Raw genomic sequence first — 16848 nt, 5'->3', positions numbered from 1 at the left:
GGCAACAGCACACGAGGTAATCATGAGCAAGGCTCCAATCGCCATCATCGGAACCGGAATCGCAGGACTTTCCGCCGCCCGCACGCTTCACGATGCCGGGCAGGCCGTACACCTTTTTGACAAGAGCCGCGGCAGCGGCGGACGCATGGCCAGCAAGCGCAGCGACGCCGGCTCACTCGACCTCGGCGCACAGTACTTCACGGCACGTGACCGCCGTTTCGCCGAAACCGTGCGCCAGTGGCAGGCCGGGGGCTGGGTGGATCAGTGGACGCCCACCCTGTTCCAGTCCCGCGACGGGCAGCTGAGCCCCTCTGCCGATGAGCAGCTGCGCTGGGTCGGCACCCCGACCATGAGCGCGATCACCCGCGGGTTGCTCGGCGAAATGCCGGTCACCTTCAGCTGTCGCATCACCGAAGTGTTCCGTGGCGAACAGTACTGGACACTGGTGGACGCCACCGGCGCCAGCCATGGGCCCTTCAGCCATGTCGTCATCGCCCTGCCGGCGCCGCAGGCCGCCGCGCTGCTCTCTGGCGCGCCGAAACTCGCGGCGGTCGCCGCCAGCGTTGCCATGGAGCCGACCTGGGCCGTCGCCCTGGGCTTCGCCACACCGCTGGGCACGGCGCTGGAAGGCTGCTTCGTCCAGGATGACGCCCTGGACTGGATCGCGCGTAATCGCAGCAAGTCGGGGCGCGATGGCGCGCTGGACGCCTGGGTACTGCACGCCACCAGCAGCTGGAGCCGTCAGCACCTGGATCTGTCGAAGGAGGCGGTGATCGAGCGCCTGCACGGCGCCTTCGCGGAGTTGATCGATTGCGTTGTACCAGCCCCCGAGTTCACCCTGGCGCACCGCTGGCTGTATGCCCGCCCGGCACAGGCCCACGAGTGGACTGCCCTGGCCGACGCCGGCCTGGGTCTGTACGCCTGTGGCGACTGGTGCCTGTCCGGCCGGGTGGAAGGCGCCTGGCTCAGCGGCCAGGAAGCCGCCCGGCGGCTGCTGGAAAACCTCTGACGATGGATGGCTGACCCGGTCCTGATCCAGGTCAGCCCGGCCCCCGGGCCCGCTGTTATCATCCCGCGTTTTCTGCAACAGCCCTCTCAGCGGAGCCCCGATGAACCCCTCCACCCTGATCGGCATCGTCGCGAGCATCGGCCTGCTGGCGGTCGTCCTGCTTTTCGCGGCCAAGGAACCGGCGCTCTTCATCGACCTGCCCAGCCTCGGCATCGTGCTGGTCGGCACTCTGGCTGCCACCTTCATCAGTTATCCGTTGCGCGAAGTCACTCGGGTATTCGGTTTGCTCTGGACCGTGCTGCGCAACGAGCGACTGTACACCCGTCAGGATCTCGACGAGCTGGTGCAGATTTCGCGGCTGTGGATCAGCGGCGATCTGCCCGCGGTGGAAAAGGCTGTCGAGCAGGTCAGCAATCCTTTCCTGCGTACCGGCGTGCAGCTGGTGATCGACAACACCCCGGAGGAGGACATTCTGGAGGTGCTGCAATGGCGGATCGCCCGGCTACGCGCACGGGAGAACGCCGAGGCGCAGCTGTTCCGCGCGATGGCCAGCTACGCGCCAGCGTTCGGCATGATCGGCACGCTGGTGGGCCTGATCAACCTGATGTTCATGCTCGGCAGCGGTGACATGGATCTGATCGGTCGCAGCCTGGCCGTTGCGCTGATGACCACCTTCTACGGTGTGCTGCTGGCCAATCTCATTCTCAAGCCGGTGGCGGTGAAGCTGGAGCGGCGTACCGAGCAGCGGGTCGCCCTGATGAACCTGGTGATGCAAGGTATTTCGATGATGTGCAACCGCCGTAGCCCGGCGTACATGCGCGAGACGCTGAAATCGTTCATCGCCCACCACGACGATGAAATCCGCGACGGTACGCCTGCGGCGCCGCGCGTCAGACCGCAGGAAGACTGACGGTGAACGGGCAAGCATCCCAGGGCAGCCGCTTCTCCCGCTGGCATATCGAGCCGCAGCGGGAAGAAGAGCAGGAAGCCTGGCTGATCACCTATCTGGATATGCTGACGCTGCTGCTGGTGATGCTGGTGATCATGCTCGCGCTGGCCGGCAAGGGCGACGGTGAGCAGAACGACCCCGCCGCCTCGGCCATGCTCGCGGCCGGCGAACTGGGCGTGGCGCTGCCAGCTCCCGCCGCAACGATTCCATCGATCGCACCGGTGCCGACGCCCGCCGCCGATGCGCAACCGGATGCCCCGCAAGAGAGCATGCCGACGACGCCAGGCATGGCGCTGGGCGATGACATCCAGGTCATCGTCAACGAAGGCAGCATCAGCTTCCGCATCAGCAGCGAGATACTCTTCGGCTCCGGACGAGCCGAACTGGAGGACGCTGGGCTGGAAGTGATCGACCGATTGGTGCCGACGCTGGCGGCGAACGCCTTTCGCATCGTCGTTGAAGGGCATACCGACAACCTGCCGATCCAGACCGAGCGCTTTCCTTCCAACTGGGAGCTTTCCGCCAGCCGCGCCAGCAGCGTGGTGCGCTACCTGCAGCTGGCAGGCATCGAAGCGACGCGCCTGAGTGCCACCGGCTACGCCGACACCCGACCGCTCGCCGACAATGCTGACGAGCGCGGACGCGCCAGCAACCGCCGCGTCGAGCTGGTGATGCAGACCGAGCCGGACAAACCCTGAGGCATCAGCCCAACGCGGTATCCAGGAACATCATGACCGCGAAGCCAACCATCAGGCCGAGCGTCGCCGGGGTCTGATGGCCGTTGCGGTGAGTCTCGGGAATCACCTCGTGGGATACCACGAAGATCATTGCGCCGGCGGCCAGGCCCAGGCTGACGGGATAGGCGATGGCGAAACCGCTGGACATGCCGATGCCCACCAGTGCCCCGATCGGTTCCATCAACCCGGACGCCGCGGCGACCAGCACCGACGCCAGCGCCGACAGCCCGGTGGTGCGCAGTGCCAGGGCCACCGCGAGGCCTTCGGGAATGTCCTGGATGGATATGGCGGTGGTCAGCGGCAGACCAACGCTCATGTCGCCGTTGGCGAAGCTGACGCCGATGGCCATGCCTTCGGGAATGTTGTGCAGCGCAATGGCGAGCACGAACAGCCAGACCCGGTTCAGACGTTCGCATTCAGGCCCACACGGCCCGGTGCTCTCGTGCTCGTGGGGCGTGAAGTAGTCCAGCCCCAGCATCAGCAGCACGCCCAGACCGAGACCGGCCACAACGGTCGCGGCGGCGGCCGGACCGTTGCCGAACAGCTCACGGCCCGCTGCGAGCCCCGGCAGAATCAGCGAAAAGGCACTCGCCGCGAGCATCATGCCGGCGGCGAAGCCGAGCATGCTGTCCTGGGTGCGGGTGGAAATGTCGCGCAGCCCGATCGCCAGAAAGGCGCCGACCGCCGTCGCAACAAACCCGGCACTGCCGCCCAGCAATGCGTAGCGAACGTTGCTGGCCGCGCTGCTCTGGAATGCATTGACCGCTCCGGCCAGCAACAGCAGCAGGACGGCGACTGCCGTTGCGGCCAGGCCGATGGTGATCCAGGGATTGGCCTGGGCTTGCGCAAGCCAGGCGGAACGCAGGGTGGCAGCAGGGCTCTGGACGGTGGACGCCATGATATTCGGGATCCTCGATGCGGGTGCCCCCAGTGTACTCCGCCCTGCCCCATGCCAGAGGCTATGGTTACGATAGGCGCAGGGCATCGTGTCGCTTGCAGCGCGCGTTGTAGTCACGCCGAGGATGTCCGTAAGCTTGCACCGTTTCGATGGCCGTCACGGGCCGTATCAGGGAGTGGTCCGTCGTGCCTGCCGTAAGATCCATCCGCCGTCTAGTTATCCTGGCCATTGCGCTACTGGCGATTGGCGGCTGGCTGATCTGGCGTCAGCTGCAGGGCCCGGAACTGCCGGCCTACCGCCTGGAAGCTCGCCCACTGGTGCAGCGCGTGGTGGCCAGTGGTGAAGTGGACAGCCAGTCGCTGGCGCAGGTCGGCAGCGAAATCACCGGCGTGGTTGCTGCACGCCATGTGCGGGAAGGCGACGCGGTGAACGCCGGCGATCTGCTGCTGGAACTGCGCGACGACGAACAGCGCGCGCGCCTGCGCGAGGCCGAAGCGGCGCTGCAGCAGCTCATCGATTCCACCCGACCGCAGGCGCAGGCCACTCTGCGCGAGGCACAACACAATCTGGAACAGGCCAGCCGCGAACTGCAGCGCCGCGGAACGCTGTTCGAGCGCAAGCTGCTGGCTTCCGAGCCGCTGGAGCAGGCGCGCCGCGCGGAGCTGACCGCACGCGAGGTGCGTGATCGCGCCCGCTTCGCCGCCACAGCGCTGGCCGAAGGTGGCAGCGAGGAACAAGTCCTGCGGCAGCGTCTGGAGGTCGCCCGTGCGAACCTGGCACGAACCCGTATTCACGCCCAGGTCGACGGCGTCGTGCAGTCGCGCGACGTCGAGCCGGGCGACCTGGTTCAGCCGGGCCGCACACTGCTGACCATTGCCCGCTCCGGCAGCAGCGAAATCCTCTTGCCCCTCGACGAGAAGAGCCTGGCACCGATCGAGCACGGGCAGAGCGCCCGGATCATCGCCGACGCCTATCCGGACCGCGTGCTGACGGCGAAGGTGAGCTTCATCGCACCAAGCGTGGACACGGCGCGCGGCACCATCGATGTCCATCTGGACCTGCAGGAGCCGGCCGCCTTTCTCCGCCAGGGCATGACGGTGTCGGTGAACATCGAGACAGGCCGGCGCGACCAGGCACTGGTGCTGCCCAATGATGCACTGCGCGCCCGCGACGGGACGCGCGCCCAGGTGCTACGGGTGCGCGATGGTGTGGTCGAGCGCGTCGGTGTGCGACTGGGAATGCTGGGCACGGCGCTCAGCGAGATCAGCGAGGGGCTGGCGGCCGGCGATCTGGTGCTGATCGGCGACGCCGAAGAAGGCCAGCGCGTGCGGCCGCGCGTACAACCCATCCCCAGCGGCAGCCAGGACTGAGCGCATGCGCCTGGCCGATTCGCTGTGGACCGAATGGAAGATCGCCCTGCGCTTCCTGCTGGACAACCGCATGCAGACGCTGCTGATCACCTTCGGCATCGCCGTCGGTTCGGCGGTGATTGTCTTCATTACCGCCCTGATCACCGGCTTGCAGGCCAACGTCATCCAACGAACCCTCGGCACCCAGGCCCACATCCGCATCCTGCCCCCGGACGAGGTCAACCGCACGCTTCCAGCCGTCGCCGACAGTTGGTCGCTGGTATTGGAAAGCCCGCGCGCCCAGCGTCTGCGTTCGATCATCAACTGGCAGGACGTGCGTGACGTCCTCGACCAGGACGCGCAGATTCTCGCGGTGTCGCCGGTGATCAGCGGCCCGGCCATCGCCCGGCGCGGCGTCGCCCGCGCGTCCGTGGCGCTGCTGGGCATCGATCCACCGCGTTATCAGCGCATCATCCCGCTGGCCGACGACCTGATCGCCGGCCGCTTCCTGGTGGGTGCGGGCAACGCAGTGATCGGCAAGGAGCTGGCCCGCGACCTCGGCCTGGGCATCGGCGACAAGCTGCGCCTGGATGCCGGCGAAGGCCGCGAAGCGGTCGTCGACATCGCCGGCATCTTCGAGCTGGGCGTGCGCGAGTTGGACGCGCGCTACGTCTATCTCGACCTCAAGCAGGCGCAAACGCTGCTCGACCTGCCCGGCGGCGTGACAGTGATCGATACCACGGTCGCCGAAATCTTCCAGGCCGACGAAGTTGCCAGGCGCCTGGCGCGCCTGACCGGGTTACGCGCCGAAAGCTGGATGGAAACCAACGGCCAGCTGCTCAACGCGCTCAGCTCGCAAAGCATGACCACCGAGATGATCCGTGTGTTCGTCGGCATCTCGGTGGCCTTCGGCATCGCCAGCGTACTGGCCGTGAGTGTGGTCCAGCGTACCCGCGAGATCGGCATCCTGCGCGCCATGGGCAGCCCGCGCGGGCAGATCCTGCGCGTATTCCTGCTGCAGGGCGGGCTGCTCGGGCTGCTCGGCTCGGCCTGCGGCGGGCTGGTCGGCTGGGGACTGGTGCAGGTGTTCAACCTGTTCGGCCCGCGGCTGTTCATCATTCCGGTCGACCCCACGCTGGTGCCGCTGGCCATGCTGGTGGCGACGGTCACCGGCGTGCTGGCGGCGGCGATGCCCGCACGACGTGCGGCGCGTTACGACCCGGCGGTGGCGATCCGCTATGTGTGAAAGCGCACCGATCGCCCCTGCCGAGGAAGTCCTGCGCCTGGAACAGGTGCGCAAGGCCTTCAACATCGGCACACCCCTGGAGGCCGAAGTCCTGCACGGCATCGACCTGCAGCTTCGGCGCGGCGAGCTGGCCGCGCTGGTCGGCCCGTCCGGCTCCGGCAAGAGCACTCTGCTGAATTTGATCGGCCTGCTGGATACGCCCAGCTCCGGCGAGCTGTATGTACTCGGCCAGGCGACACGCGACAGCGACGATGAAGCGCGCACGCAGCTGCGCAATCAGGCGATCGGCTTCGTGTTTCAGTTCCATCACCTGATCTCTGCGTTCAGCGTGCTGGAGAACGTGCTGATGCCGCTGATGATCCGCCACGGCAAACCCTCCCGGGCGGAGACCGACCTGGCGCGCGCCCTGCTCGAGGAGGTCGGCCTCGGCCCGTTCGCCGACAAGAAACCCACGCAGATCTCTGGTGGCCAGCAGCAGCGGGTCGCCATTGCCCGTGCGCTGGTGACCCGTCCACCGCTGCTGCTGGCAGACGAGCCGACCGGCAATCTCGATACGCGCACCGCGCAAAGCGTGTTCGAGCTGTTCCACCGCCTGAACGCCCAGTTCGGCTGCGCCATCCTGGTTGTCACTCACGATCCGCGACTCGCCGCAGACTGCGAGCGCACCATCCAGCTGGTCGACGGCCGCATCGTCAGCGATGCCGCCAACCCGCTTGCAAGCTGAACTCAGCGGCAGCCCCAGCGAGCCGTTGTGCCGGGTCGTCCGGACGAATTTCGCGGCTTTCACTAATAACCAATAAATCTAAGCATATAACCTAATTCAGGGCTAAGATCTCTCCGGACAGATACCCCCACCGGTATTTAATCTGAAGAGGAGCCCCGCGCCATGAATGCCCACGTCGAAGCCTTCTTCGATCCCGCGACCTTTACCTACAGCTACGTGGTCAGCGACCTGGCAACGCGCCAGTGTGCGGTGATCGACTCGGTGCTGGACTACGACCCGGCATCCGGCCGCACCTCCCATGCAAGCGCGCAGCGCCTGGTCGACTACGTGCGCAACCAGGACCTGCGGGTGCAGTGGCTGCTGGAAACCCATGTGCACGCCGACCATCTGAGCGCGGCGCCCTATCTCAAGCAGCAACTGGGCGGCAAACTGGCGATCGGTGACCGCATCACCGTGGTGCAAGACACCTTCGGCAAGCTGTTCAACGCAGGCAGCGGGTTCGCCACCGATGGCCGTCAGTTCGATCACCTGTTCCATGACGGCGACCGCTTCCAGGTCGGCAACGTGCAGGCCCGCGCCATCCACACCCCGGGCCACACCCCGGCCTGCATGACCTACGTCATCGGTGACGCCGCCTTCGTCGGTGACACCCTGTTCATGCCCGACTACGGCACCGCCCGCTGCGATTTTCCCGGCGGCGACGCGCGCACCCTGTACCAGTCGATCCAGAAGCTGTTCACCCTGCCAGGCGAGACCCGGGTGTTCATGTGCCATGACTACAAGGCGCCCGGGCGCGAGGAGTTTCTCTACGAGACCACCATCGCCGCCGAGCGCGAGCACAACGTGCATATCCACAGCGGTATCAGCGAGGAGCAGTTCGTCGCCATGCGCACCGCACGCGATGCCACGCTGGGCATGCCCACCCTGATCCTGCCGTCGGTGCAGATCAACATGCGCGGCGGCGAACTGCCCGAGCCCGAAAGCAACGGGACGCGCTACCTGAAGATTCCCCTGGACGTGCTGTAACCCCCGAATGCGGAGGACGTCGACATGCAAACAATAAAACGACTGACCCCTTTTCTCTCCGTCGCGGCCCAGCTGCAACCGGCCGACATGGCACTGCTGGCCAGCAATGGCTTCCGCTGCGTCATCAACAACCGTCCGGACAACGAGGGCGAGGGCCAGCCGTCGAGCGAGGCCATGCGCGCCGCTGCCGAGGCATCCGGCCTCGAGTATCACCATCTCCCGGTGGTATCCGGACAGATCACCGAAGCTGACGTTGCGGCCTTCCGAGAACTGCTGGAACGGATCAAGGGCCCGGCCTTGGCCTTCTGCCGCACCGGTACCCGTTCGGCCTCACTCTGGGCGCTGGCCGAGGCACACCATCTCGACCCACAGGTGCTGCTGCAAACTACCCAGCAGGCCAGCTACGACCTCAGCGGCCTGCTGCCGCGCATGCAGCAGTACTGGCAGTCGATCATCGACCAGCCGCTTCCGGCCGCCTCGACCTTCGCCGCCACACCGCGTTACGACGTTCTGGTGATCGGCGCTGGCGCGGCCGGCTGCGCAGTAACTGCCAGCCTGCTCAAGCGCGACCCCGAACTGCGCATCGCCCTCATCGAACCGCGTGACCAGCACTACTACCAGCCCGGCTGGACGCTGGTGGGGGCCGGCGTGTTCGACCGTGCCAATACCGAGCGCGCGATGAGCCGCTGCATTCCGTCCAGGGCACAGTGGATTCGCGCAGCCGCAGAGGCCTTCGAACCCGAGCACCAGCAGGTGGTCCTCGAGGACGGCAGCCGCATCGGCTATCGTGCCCTGGTGGTTTGCCCGGGCCTGAGCCTCGACTGGGACGCCATCGAAGGCGCCCGCGACAGCCTCGGCAAGTTCGGCGTGACCTCCAACTACGCCTTCGAGCTCGCACCCTACACCTGGCAGCTGGTGCAGAACCTGCGCGGCGGCAAGGCGCTGTTCACCCAGCCACCCATGCCGATCAAGTGTGCCGGCGCACCGCAGAAGGCCATGTACCTGTCCTGCGATCACTGGCGCCAGCACGGCGTACTGAAGGATATCGAGGTCGACTTCTGCTCGGCCGGTGCAGTGCTGTTCGGCGTTGCCGACTTCGTACCCGCGCTGATGCAGTACGTCGAACGCTACGGTGCCCGACTGAACTTCAACCACTCCCTGGTGGCGGTGGACGGGCCCGCGCACAAGGCCTGGTTCAAGGTCACCGACGGCGCCGGACAGCACAGCACGGTGGAGCGGGACTTCGATCTGCTGCACCTGGTGCCGCCGCAGCACGCACCGGACTTCATCCGCCACAGCGCCCTGGCCAACGCCGACGGCTGGTTCGAGGCCGAGCACGAGACGCTACGGCGTCCGCGCTTCGGCAATATCTTCAGCCTTGGCGACGTCTGCTCCGCGCCCAACGCGAAGACCGCCGCGGCGGTACGCAAGCAGGCACCTGTGGTCGCCGAGAACGTGTTGAGCGTACTCAAGGGCAGCGGCCCGCGGGCGCTCTACGACGGCTACGGTTCCTGCCCGCTGACCGTGGAGTACGGCAAGGTGATCCTCGCCGAGTTCGGCTACGGCGGAAAGCTGCTGCCGACCTTCCCCCTCGACCCGAAGGTGCCGCGGCGGCTGGCCTGGAAGCTGAAGACGCAATGGATGCCCTCGATCTACTTCGACATGATGCTCAAGGGGCATGAGTGGCTGGCCGAACCGAAGCATCTGGACTTCGAACCGCGCTCGACCGAGGCACGCAACGCCTGCGACTTCACCCAGGAGAAGAAGGGATGAAGCAGCGCCTGGCCCGCTATCTACCCATGCTGGCGTGGGCCAGGCACTACGATCGCGCGGCCGCGACGAAGGACAGTCTGGCCGCACTGATCGTGACATTGATGCTGATCCCGCAGAGCCTGGCCTACGCCATGCTCGCCGGCCTGCCGCCGGTGACCGGCCTGTACGCCAGCATGCTGCCACTGATCGCCTATACGCTGTTCGGCACCAGCCGCACCCTGGCGGTCGGCCCGGTAGCGGTGGTTTCGCTGATGACCGCCGCCGCTCTCGGGCCGCTGTTCGCCCCGGGCAGCGCGGAATACGCCGCAGCGGCCATGTTGCTGGCGCTGCTTTCCGGCGCGGTGCTGCTGCTCATGGCGGCGCTGCGCCTGGGCTTCCTGGCGAACTTCCTCAGCCATCCGGTGATTTCCGGCTTCATCAGCGCGTCGGGCATTCTCATCGCCCTCGGCCAGCTCAAGCACATCCTCGGCATCTCGATCGACGGCGAGAACGCCGTGCACCTGCTTGCCGCGCTGCTCACGGCGCTGCCTGGGGCGCATCTGCCGACGCTCGCCATCGGTGGCAGCAGCCTGTTGTTCCTCTATCTGGTCCGCAGCCGGCTCTCCGTCTGGCTGCAGCATCTGGGCATGAGCCCGCATATTGCCGGCACGCTGACCAAGATCGGCCCGGTCGCCGCCCTGCTACTGGCCATCGCGGCGGTCAGCGCCTTCCGGCTTGCCGATGCCGGCGTGCGGGTCGTCGGCGAAGTACCGCGCGGCCTGCCCTCGTTGAGTCTGCCAATGCTGGAGCCGGCACTGATTCTGCAGCTGTTGCCTGCGGCGGTGCTGATCAGCCTGGTCGGCTTCGTCGAGTCGGTGTCGGTGGCGCAAACCTTGGCAGCCAAGCGTCGCGAACGCATCGAGCCCAATCAGGAACTGGTTGCGCTCGGCGGCGCCAATGTCGCCGCGGCCCTCAGTGGCGGCTTTCCGGTGACCGGCGGTTTCGCCCGCTCGGTGGTCAATTTCGACGCCGGCGCGCAGACGCCGCTGGCCGGCGCCCTCACCGCCCTGGGCATCGGCATTACCGTGCTGCTGTTCACTCCGCTATTCCACAACCTGCCTCACGCAGTGCTGGCCGCGACGATCATCATCGCCGTGCTCAGCCTGGTGGACCTCTCCGCACTCAGGCGCACATGGCGCTACTCCCGACAGGACGCCGCCGCGATGGCGGCAACCATGCTCGGCGTGCTGCTGATTGGTGTGGAGAGCGGCATTCTCCTGGGTGTCGGCCTGTCGCTGTTGCTCTTTCTCTGGCGCACCAGCCAGCCACATATCGCCGTGGTCGGGCAGCTGCCGGGCAGCGAACATTTCCGCAACGTCGAGCGTTTCGCCGTGGTACAGAGCCCCCGTGTCCTCTCGGTACGGGTCGACGAGAGCCTCTATTTTCCCAACGCGCGCTTTCTCGAAGACCGCATCGCCGAGCTGATCGGCCGTCATCCGCAGGCCGAACACCTGGTGCTGATGTGTCCCGGCGTCAACCTCATCGACGCCAGTGCGCTGGAGAGCCTAGAGGCCATCACGGCACGACTGCACGCCGCCGGCATCCAGCTGCATCTGTCCGAAGTCAAAGGACCGGTCATGGATCGACTGCGCCACAGCAATTTCCTCTCTGACTTCGGCGGCCAGGTTTTCATCAGCCAGTACGAGGCGCTGCTTGCACTGGACCCGGATACCACCTTTCACGCACTCGAACGGCCGCGTGAACGCTTTGCCAGCATCAAGGAGAACGCAGGATGAAGAACGCACACGAACTCGTCGAACAGGCCCGGCGCCACATCCAGGAAATACCGCTCGCTGACGCCGAGGCAGCGATTCAGGCAGCGGATGTGCTGATCGATGTCCGCGAGGCGGACGAGTACCGCGAAGGCCATATAAACGGTGCGCTGAACATTCCCCGGGGCGTTCTGGAATTCAAGCTGAGCGCCACCCCGGAACTCGCCGCGCGGGACATGAACATCGTCCTCTACTGCAAGACCAGCGGACGTGCTGCCCTGGCGGCAGTAGCGCTGCAGGACATGGGTTATTTGCAGGTGAAATCGATCGCCGGTGGTTTCGATGCCTGGACCGCCGCGCACAAGCCCGTCGTCAAGCCGAGCCTGCCGAGCTTCGACTAGCTCGGCACCCTCGATAAACAAGAAGAGGCCGACATCATCGTCGGCCTCTTTTTCAAACACACGTCAGGATTTGGCGCTGCAGCTCTTGCACGTCTTGATGCCGAGCAGCGTGTAAGCCGGACAGAAACGGAAAATACCCGTGGCCAGCGGCAGCACGCCGATCCAGCCCCAGACGCCGATCACGCCGGCCAGGCTCAAGGCGATCAGCGCCAGGCCGACGATGATGCGCAGTGTCCGATCAATGGTTCCAACATTGGCTTTCATAATGACCTCCCGGTCAGCAAGCGCGCCGGCGTTCCAGCGCAGAGAACAACAGCACTCCAGCGAGCATGGCGAGCACGAACACCACGACCTGCCAGTGCCCGCCCAACAGCATCGCGATCGACGGCCCGGGGCAGATCCCGGCGACGCCCCACCCCACCCCGAACAACAGACTGCCCCCGATCAGGCGACCATCCAGCTCCCGCTTGGCCGGCAACTGCATCGGCGCGTCGAGCAGCGAACGGGTGCGCGCCTTCGCCCAGGTAAAAGGCAGCACTGCCGTTGCGATGGCACCGACCATCACCAGCGCCAGCGAGGGATCCCAGGCACCGGCGAGATCGAGAAAACCGATGACCTTGGCCGGATTGGTCATGCCGGAGAGGAGCAGCCCCATCCCGAACAGCAGCCCGGCGGCGAATGACGTCAACTTGCGCATGTTCAACCTCCCAGCAGATGACGGGGCACAAAGACCGTGGCGAAGCCAGCAGCCATGAACGCCAAGGTGGCGAAGATGGAGCGCGGCGACAGTCGCGAGATCCCGCAGACCCCATGACCACTGGTGCAGCCGGAACCGTAGCGGGTGCCGATACCCACCAGAAGCCCGGCAGCCAGCAGCCCCAGCCAATTGGTCTGGAACTCCGCGCCGGGCAACTCGGCCATCAGCAACCAGCACAGTGGTGCCAACAGGATGCCGAGAAGAAACAGCGCTTTCTCTCCGCGCCCTTCGGCACCTCGTTCGAGCAAGCTCGCAAGCAAACCGCTTATTCCGGCGATACGCCCGTTGAGCACAACGAACAGGCCGGCAGCCGTGCCAATCAGGACGCCACCGGCCAGCGCCGTCCAGGGCGTGAAATTGATCCAATCGATCGTCATGCCTGACCTCTCTCGCAGAACAGCTGATACAGGGTCGTGATCACCGCCAGCGCCTCTGGGCTGCTGATTCGATAGTGGATCTGCTTGCCTTCACGGCGAGTCGCAACGAGCCCCTCGCGCCGCAGCACAGCCAGTTGCTGCGACAATGTGGGCTGCTGAATACCCAGCAGCTGTTCCAGCTCGGAAACGTTGCGCTCGCCTTGCGACAGCTGACAGAGCAGCAGCAGGCGATCCGGGTTGGCCAGGGCCTTGAGCAAGGCGCCGGCGGAAGCTGCATTGGCTCGCAGCTGTTCGATGTCCAGCTCGGGCGTCATGAGACGGTCACCAGCACGGTTAAGATGAATACAATATATTTTTTTATATAATATAAGGCAAGCCGTCAGCGAAAGAAGTTGGCCGTGCTCGCGGTCATCGTTAGCATGCCCCTACCCGTATACAGGCCACTCGGCCAAGCGACCGGAACACCCGCCAGCTCTTCTTTCGTGATCTCGAGGTAAACGCATGAATGACCAGACCACTGCCGCTGAATCCGCGGAATTGCAGACTCAGCAGCAGGCCATGCTGAAACGGCTCGCGCGAGTCGAGGGGCAGGTGCGCGGCATTCAGGCGATGATCAGACGCGGGGAGGATTGTGAAGCGATCGCTCAGCAGTTCTCCGCTGCGCGCAGTGCGTTGGACAAGGCCTACCGGCTGATGCTGACGTGCCTGATCGAGGAAGCGCTGCAGGATCAGACCCAGGATACCGGCGAGACCCTGGAGCGCGTGCGCAGCATTTTCACCAAGTACACCTGAAGCAAGCCGCTGTCGACCGATCGATACCGCAAGCCTCGGCGAGCACGCCGGCCTGGGCCGTAGCGAACCGTTGACGCTATCCAGGTGAATGTCGAGAACGCAAAACGAAAAAAGCGACCCTTAGGTCGCTTTTTTGATTCCTCGCAGGCCTGAAGAAGCCGCGAAGAGAATTTGGAGCGGGAAACGAGACTCGAACTCGCGACCCCGACCTTGGCAAGGTCGTGCTCTACCAACTGAGCTATTCCCGCTTATCTACAACAAAAAGTGGCGTCCCCTAGGGGACTCGAACCCCTGTTACCGCCGTGAAAGGGCGGTGTCCTAGGCCACTAGACGAAGGGGACGCTGCCCGGAAACTACAGCTTACTTCCGGCTTGCAGCGCTCTGTTTGGCGCTTCACGCTGCAAGTGGCGCGCATTCTATGGAGGCCTCCGAAGGTCGTCAAGCATAGTTTTAAAAAAAATTTTCGCAGCATCACCGTGCGGCAGCTGGAGCTATCGGCCACATCATCAAGCCACTACACTCAGACGAAAAGCCAGCGGCTCGAGAGGTAGTCAAGTGTCCCCACTAATGATCACGGGATTGATCCTGGCCGGTTTGCTCGTTCTGGTCATCATCGTCTACTCCATACAGATCGTCGAAAAAGGCAATCTGGAAAAGGCCCGCAAGCGCGCCGAGCTGACCGACCGCTGCCGCCGCTGCGCCGATCTTTCTGACGGCCTGCCCGGGCAGATGATGACCCCGGCCCTGAAGCTGTTGCTCACCCGCCTCGAGCTGGCGCTCAGCGAGCGCCTGCAGCCGCTGGACAAGGGCAACGACAAACTGACAGCCCGCCTTCAGACATTGCGCGCAGACGTGGCGAAGGGTGAGGCGATCGAAGTGCGCAATCCGCCCCGGCAGATCCTCACCGAGGCCCAGGCCAAGGAGAGCCGCTTCATGCTCGAGGATCTCCACGCCCAGATCGTGCGCGCCACCAAGGAAGGCCTCCTGGAACAAGCCGAGGCCAAGCGCTGGGTACAGGATATCCAGCGGATGCTGGCCATCCTGCACATCGAGTTCTTCACCAACCTGGGCAAGCAGGCGTTGCAGCAGAACCAGCCGCAGCGTGCACGCCTGGCCTTCGAACGAGGCGTCCAGCACATTCGACGGCAGCCGGCACCGGCGCCTTACCAGGCTCAATTGAAACAGCTGGAGGCCCTGCTGGAGCATGCCAACGCACTGGTGCTGAAGAACGAGGTGCCCAAGGCCGACGAGTCGAGCGAGCTGGCCGAAGGCATGAAGGCATTCGACGACGACGACCTCTGGAAGAAGAACAACGTCTACTGATCGCATCACCGGCGCCAGCTCATAACAAGAACGAATCCACCGCGGAGGACGATGATGTCTGTGACCCTGTACGGCGTGCCCCTCTCCCCCTTCGTCCGCAAGGTACGGCTGTGCCTGCAGGAAAAGGGACTCGACTATCAGCTTGAAACGGTGATGCCCTTCACCCCGCCCGATTGGTATTACGCCATCAACCCGCTGGGACGTATTCCCTCGCTCAAGGATGGTGACTGCACCCTCGCCGACTCCAGCGTGATCTGCCAGTACCTGGAAGAAGCCTATCCCGCCACGCCAACCCTGTACGGCGACAGCGCCCAGGCGCGTGGTCAGGTGCGCTGGCTCGAGAAATACGCGGACTACGAGCTGGCGCCATTGACCACCTTCACCGTGTTTCGCAACCGAATTCTCAAGCCGACCTCCGGCCAGCCGTGCAACGAAGAGGCGGTGCAGACAACGATGCAGCAGAAGCTGCCGCCTCATTTCGACTACCTCGAGCAGCAGCTCGGCGACAACGATTTCTTCGTCTGCGACCGGTTATCCATGGCGGACATCGCCGTGACCTGTCAGCTGATCAACATGAGCCACGGCGGCGAACAGCTCGATGCCCAGCGCTGGCCGGGGCTGGCTGCACACCATGCGCGCATGCTGGCGCGCCCCGCCATCGAAAGCCTGCTGCCGGGCGAGCAACGCATGAATGCCAAGCTGCAGGAGATGGGCAAGGCCGCTACCGTCTAGGGTCGGCCGGCATCGGGCCCGCCGCAACAGCTGCGGCGGGTTCGACAAGCTACCAAGTTAGCGCCGCGCGTCGAGCAAACGTGCGCCCACCCACTGACGGGCATACTGATACGCGCAGCGCCCATTGCGATTGCCACGTCCGGTGGCCCAACGAATCGCGTCCTTTTCCAGCGCTTCGTCCCAATCCCATTGCAGGCGCGCCTTGCCTGCCAGCGAATCGATCCAGTGGCGCACCACACTGAGGTAGTGCTGCTGGCTGAAGGGATAGAACGACAGCCAGAGGCCGAAACGATCGGACAAGGCAATCTTGTCCTCCACCGCCTCGTTCGGATGCAGCTCGCCGTCCACCATCTGCCAGTTCTCGTTGTCGCTCTGGCGCTCCGGCACCAGGTGACGGCGGTTCGACGTGGCATACAGCAGCACGTTCTCCGGCGCACGCTCCAGGGAACCGTCGAGCACGCTCTTGAGCACCCGGTAGTCACCCTCGCCAGCCTCGAAGGACAGGTCGTCGCAGAAAAGCACGAAGGCCTGGCGCTGCCCTGAAAGCAGCTCTACCACGCGCGGCAGATCCGCCAGATGGTCGCGCTCGATCTCGATCAGGCGCAGCCCACGGCCGGCATACTCGGCCAACAGAGCGCGAATCAGCGACGATTTTCCAGTACCACGGGCGCCCCAGAGCAAGACGTGATTGGCGGGCAGGCCATCGACGAACTGCTGGGTATTGGCAGCCAGCAGATCACGCTGTCGGTCGATGCCGATCAGGTCGTCCAGACGCAGATCGAGATTGACCTCGAGCGGCGCCAGATAGCCGCTTCGGCCGTCACGCTGCCAGCGCGCCGCCAGCGTATGCTCCCAATCGATAACGGGCGGCTGCGCGGGCAGCAACGGCTCGATACGCGCCAACAGGCCTTCGGCACGCTGCAGGAAGGCTTTCAACTCGACATCCATGATTGACTCCAAAACAGAAAAAGTCCGGCCGAAGCCGGACCAGACATCAACGCCTG

Annotated in this window: 19 protein-coding genes and 2 tRNA genes; 13 read left to right on the top strand and 8 right to left on the bottom strand. The window is 65.1% G+C overall.

Translation table 11 applies throughout. The annotated features are described in order from the left end of the window. Positions 1-22: 22 nt before the first annotated feature. From ACVRRC_RS08970 to ACVRRC_RS08960, 3 genes are all read left to right on the top strand, one after another. Complete coding sequence (locus ACVRRC_RS08970) at positions 23-1009, top strand: NAD(P)/FAD-dependent oxidoreductase (RefSeq protein WP_472996878.1); 987 nt, start codon at positions 23-25, stop codon at positions 1007-1009. Positions 1010-1109: 100 nt separating this feature from the next. Beyond that, positions 1110-1919: a motility protein A gene (locus ACVRRC_RS08965; protein WP_011913630.1), complete on the top strand. Its 810-nt coding sequence runs from the start codon at positions 1110-1112 to the stop codon at positions 1917-1919. Between the two features lie 2 nt (positions 1920-1921). Continuing rightward, positions 1922-2656, top strand: a complete 735-nt coding sequence (locus ACVRRC_RS08960) for an OmpA family protein (protein ID WP_407042833.1) — start codon at positions 1922-1924, stop codon at positions 2654-2656. Between the two features lie 4 nt (positions 2657-2660). Here the strand turns inward: ACVRRC_RS08960 and ACVRRC_RS08955 are convergent, their stop codons facing one another. Next, a complete protein-coding gene (locus ACVRRC_RS08955; protein ID WP_013983139.1) occupies positions 2661-3593 on the bottom strand; it encodes a ZIP family metal transporter in 933 nt (310 codons plus the stop codon). A 185-nt stretch (positions 3594-3778) separates the two neighbouring features. Between ACVRRC_RS08955 and ACVRRC_RS08950 the strand changes: the two genes are divergently transcribed. The 7 genes from ACVRRC_RS08950 (at position 3779) to ACVRRC_RS08920 (ending at position 11863) form a co-directional block, all read left to right on the top strand. After that, on the top strand, positions 3779-4963 hold the full coding sequence (locus tag ACVRRC_RS08950; RefSeq protein ID WP_472996877.1) for an efflux RND transporter periplasmic adaptor subunit: 1185 nt from the start codon (positions 3779-3781) through the stop codon (positions 4961-4963). A gap of 4 nt (positions 4964-4967) precedes the next feature. Next, positions 4968-6188, top strand: a complete 1221-nt coding sequence (locus tag ACVRRC_RS08945; protein ID WP_106443061.1) for an ABC transporter permease — start codon at positions 4968-4970, stop codon at positions 6186-6188. Beyond that, positions 6181-6912, top strand: coding sequence for an ABC transporter ATP-binding protein (locus ACVRRC_RS08940; RefSeq protein ID WP_106443060.1), 732 nt, complete (start codon positions 6181-6183; stop codon positions 6910-6912). Before ACVRRC_RS08945 ends, ACVRRC_RS08940 begins: the two co-directional genes overlap by 8 nt. 162 nt (positions 6913-7074) lie before the next feature. Next, positions 7075-7938 carry an MBL fold metallo-hydrolase gene (locus tag ACVRRC_RS08935; RefSeq protein WP_106443059.1) on the top strand — a complete coding sequence of 288 codons (864 nt, stop codon included), beginning with the start codon at positions 7075-7077 and terminating at the stop codon, positions 7936-7938. 24 nt (positions 7939-7962) lie between these two features. Further along, positions 7963-9711: a bifunctional protein tyrosine phosphatase family protein/NAD(P)/FAD-dependent oxidoreductase gene (locus tag ACVRRC_RS08930; RefSeq protein ID WP_472996876.1), complete on the top strand. Its 1749-nt coding sequence runs from the start codon at positions 7963-7965 to the stop codon at positions 9709-9711. Beyond that, positions 9708-11486, top strand: a complete 1779-nt coding sequence (locus ACVRRC_RS08925) for a SulP family inorganic anion transporter (RefSeq protein WP_019406810.1) — start codon at positions 9708-9710, stop codon at positions 11484-11486. Before ACVRRC_RS08930 ends, ACVRRC_RS08925 begins: the two co-directional genes overlap by 4 nt. Then, the gene (locus tag ACVRRC_RS08920) at positions 11483-11863 is read left to right on the top strand and encodes a rhodanese-like domain-containing protein (RefSeq protein ID WP_011913639.1); all 381 of its coding nucleotides are present in this window, start codon (positions 11483-11485) and stop codon (positions 11861-11863) included. The genes ACVRRC_RS08925 and ACVRRC_RS08920 overlap by 4 nt, the downstream gene beginning before the upstream one ends. A gap of 63 nt (positions 11864-11926) precedes the next feature. On the opposite strand, the gene ACVRRC_RS08915 is transcribed toward ACVRRC_RS08920, so the two are convergent. Genes ACVRRC_RS08915 through ACVRRC_RS08900 form a run of 4 tightly spaced genes read right to left on the bottom strand, consistent with a single transcriptional unit; the run spans position 11927 to position 13311 of the window. Beyond that, a complete protein-coding gene (locus tag ACVRRC_RS08915; RefSeq protein ID WP_013983146.1) occupies positions 11927-12127 on the bottom strand; it encodes a YgaP family membrane protein in 201 nt (66 codons plus the stop codon). A gap of 13 nt (positions 12128-12140) precedes the next feature. After that, positions 12141-12560: a DUF6691 family protein gene (locus ACVRRC_RS08910; RefSeq protein WP_472996875.1), complete on the bottom strand. Its 420-nt coding sequence runs from the start codon at positions 12558-12560 to the stop codon at positions 12141-12143. Between the two features lie 2 nt (positions 12561-12562). Next, entirely contained in the window at positions 12563-12997 is a 435-nt protein-coding gene (locus tag ACVRRC_RS08905; RefSeq protein ID WP_472996874.1) for a YeeE/YedE family protein, read from the bottom strand. Then, positions 12994-13311: an ArsR/SmtB family transcription factor gene (locus ACVRRC_RS08900; protein WP_011913642.1), complete on the bottom strand. Its 318-nt coding sequence runs from the start codon at positions 13309-13311 to the stop codon at positions 12994-12996. Before ACVRRC_RS08900 ends, ACVRRC_RS08905 begins: the two co-directional genes overlap by 4 nt. Positions 13312-13498: 187 nt before the next feature. On the opposite strand from ACVRRC_RS08900, the gene ACVRRC_RS08895 reads away from it, so the two are divergent. Further along, positions 13499-13789, top strand: a complete 291-nt coding sequence (locus ACVRRC_RS08895) for a metal-sensing transcriptional repressor (protein ID WP_013983149.1) — start codon at positions 13499-13501, stop codon at positions 13787-13789. A gap of 172 nt (positions 13790-13961) precedes the next feature. On the opposite strand, the gene ACVRRC_RS08890 is transcribed toward ACVRRC_RS08895, so the two are convergent. After that, a tRNA-Gly gene (locus ACVRRC_RS08890) sits at positions 13962-14037 on the bottom strand. 17 nt (positions 14038-14054) lie between these two features. After that, positions 14055-14130 (bottom strand) — tRNA-Glu (locus ACVRRC_RS08885). Positions 14131-14344: 214 nt separating this feature from the next. On the opposite strand from ACVRRC_RS08885, the gene ACVRRC_RS08880 reads away from it, so the two are divergent. Together ACVRRC_RS08880 and ACVRRC_RS08875 are read left to right on the top strand one after the other, a co-directional pair. Continuing rightward, positions 14345-15112 carry a hypothetical protein gene (locus ACVRRC_RS08880; RefSeq protein WP_472996873.1) on the top strand — a complete coding sequence of 256 codons (768 nt, stop codon included), beginning with the start codon at positions 14345-14347 and terminating at the stop codon, positions 15110-15112. A 54-nt stretch (positions 15113-15166) separates the two neighbouring features. Then, on the top strand, positions 15167-15844 hold the full coding sequence (locus ACVRRC_RS08875; protein WP_472996872.1) for a glutathione S-transferase family protein: 678 nt from the start codon (positions 15167-15169) through the stop codon (positions 15842-15844). Between the two features lie 57 nt (positions 15845-15901). On the opposite strand, the gene ACVRRC_RS08870 is transcribed toward ACVRRC_RS08875, so the two are convergent. After that, entirely contained in the window at positions 15902-16792 is an 891-nt protein-coding gene (locus tag ACVRRC_RS08870; protein ID WP_011913646.1) for an ATP-binding protein, read from the bottom strand. Positions 16793-16848 lie beyond the last annotated feature (56 nt).

It is taken from the genome of Stutzerimonas sp. LR2 (genome assembly GCF_055755175.1).
This window is presented reverse-complemented; position numbering and strand designations above follow the sequence as displayed.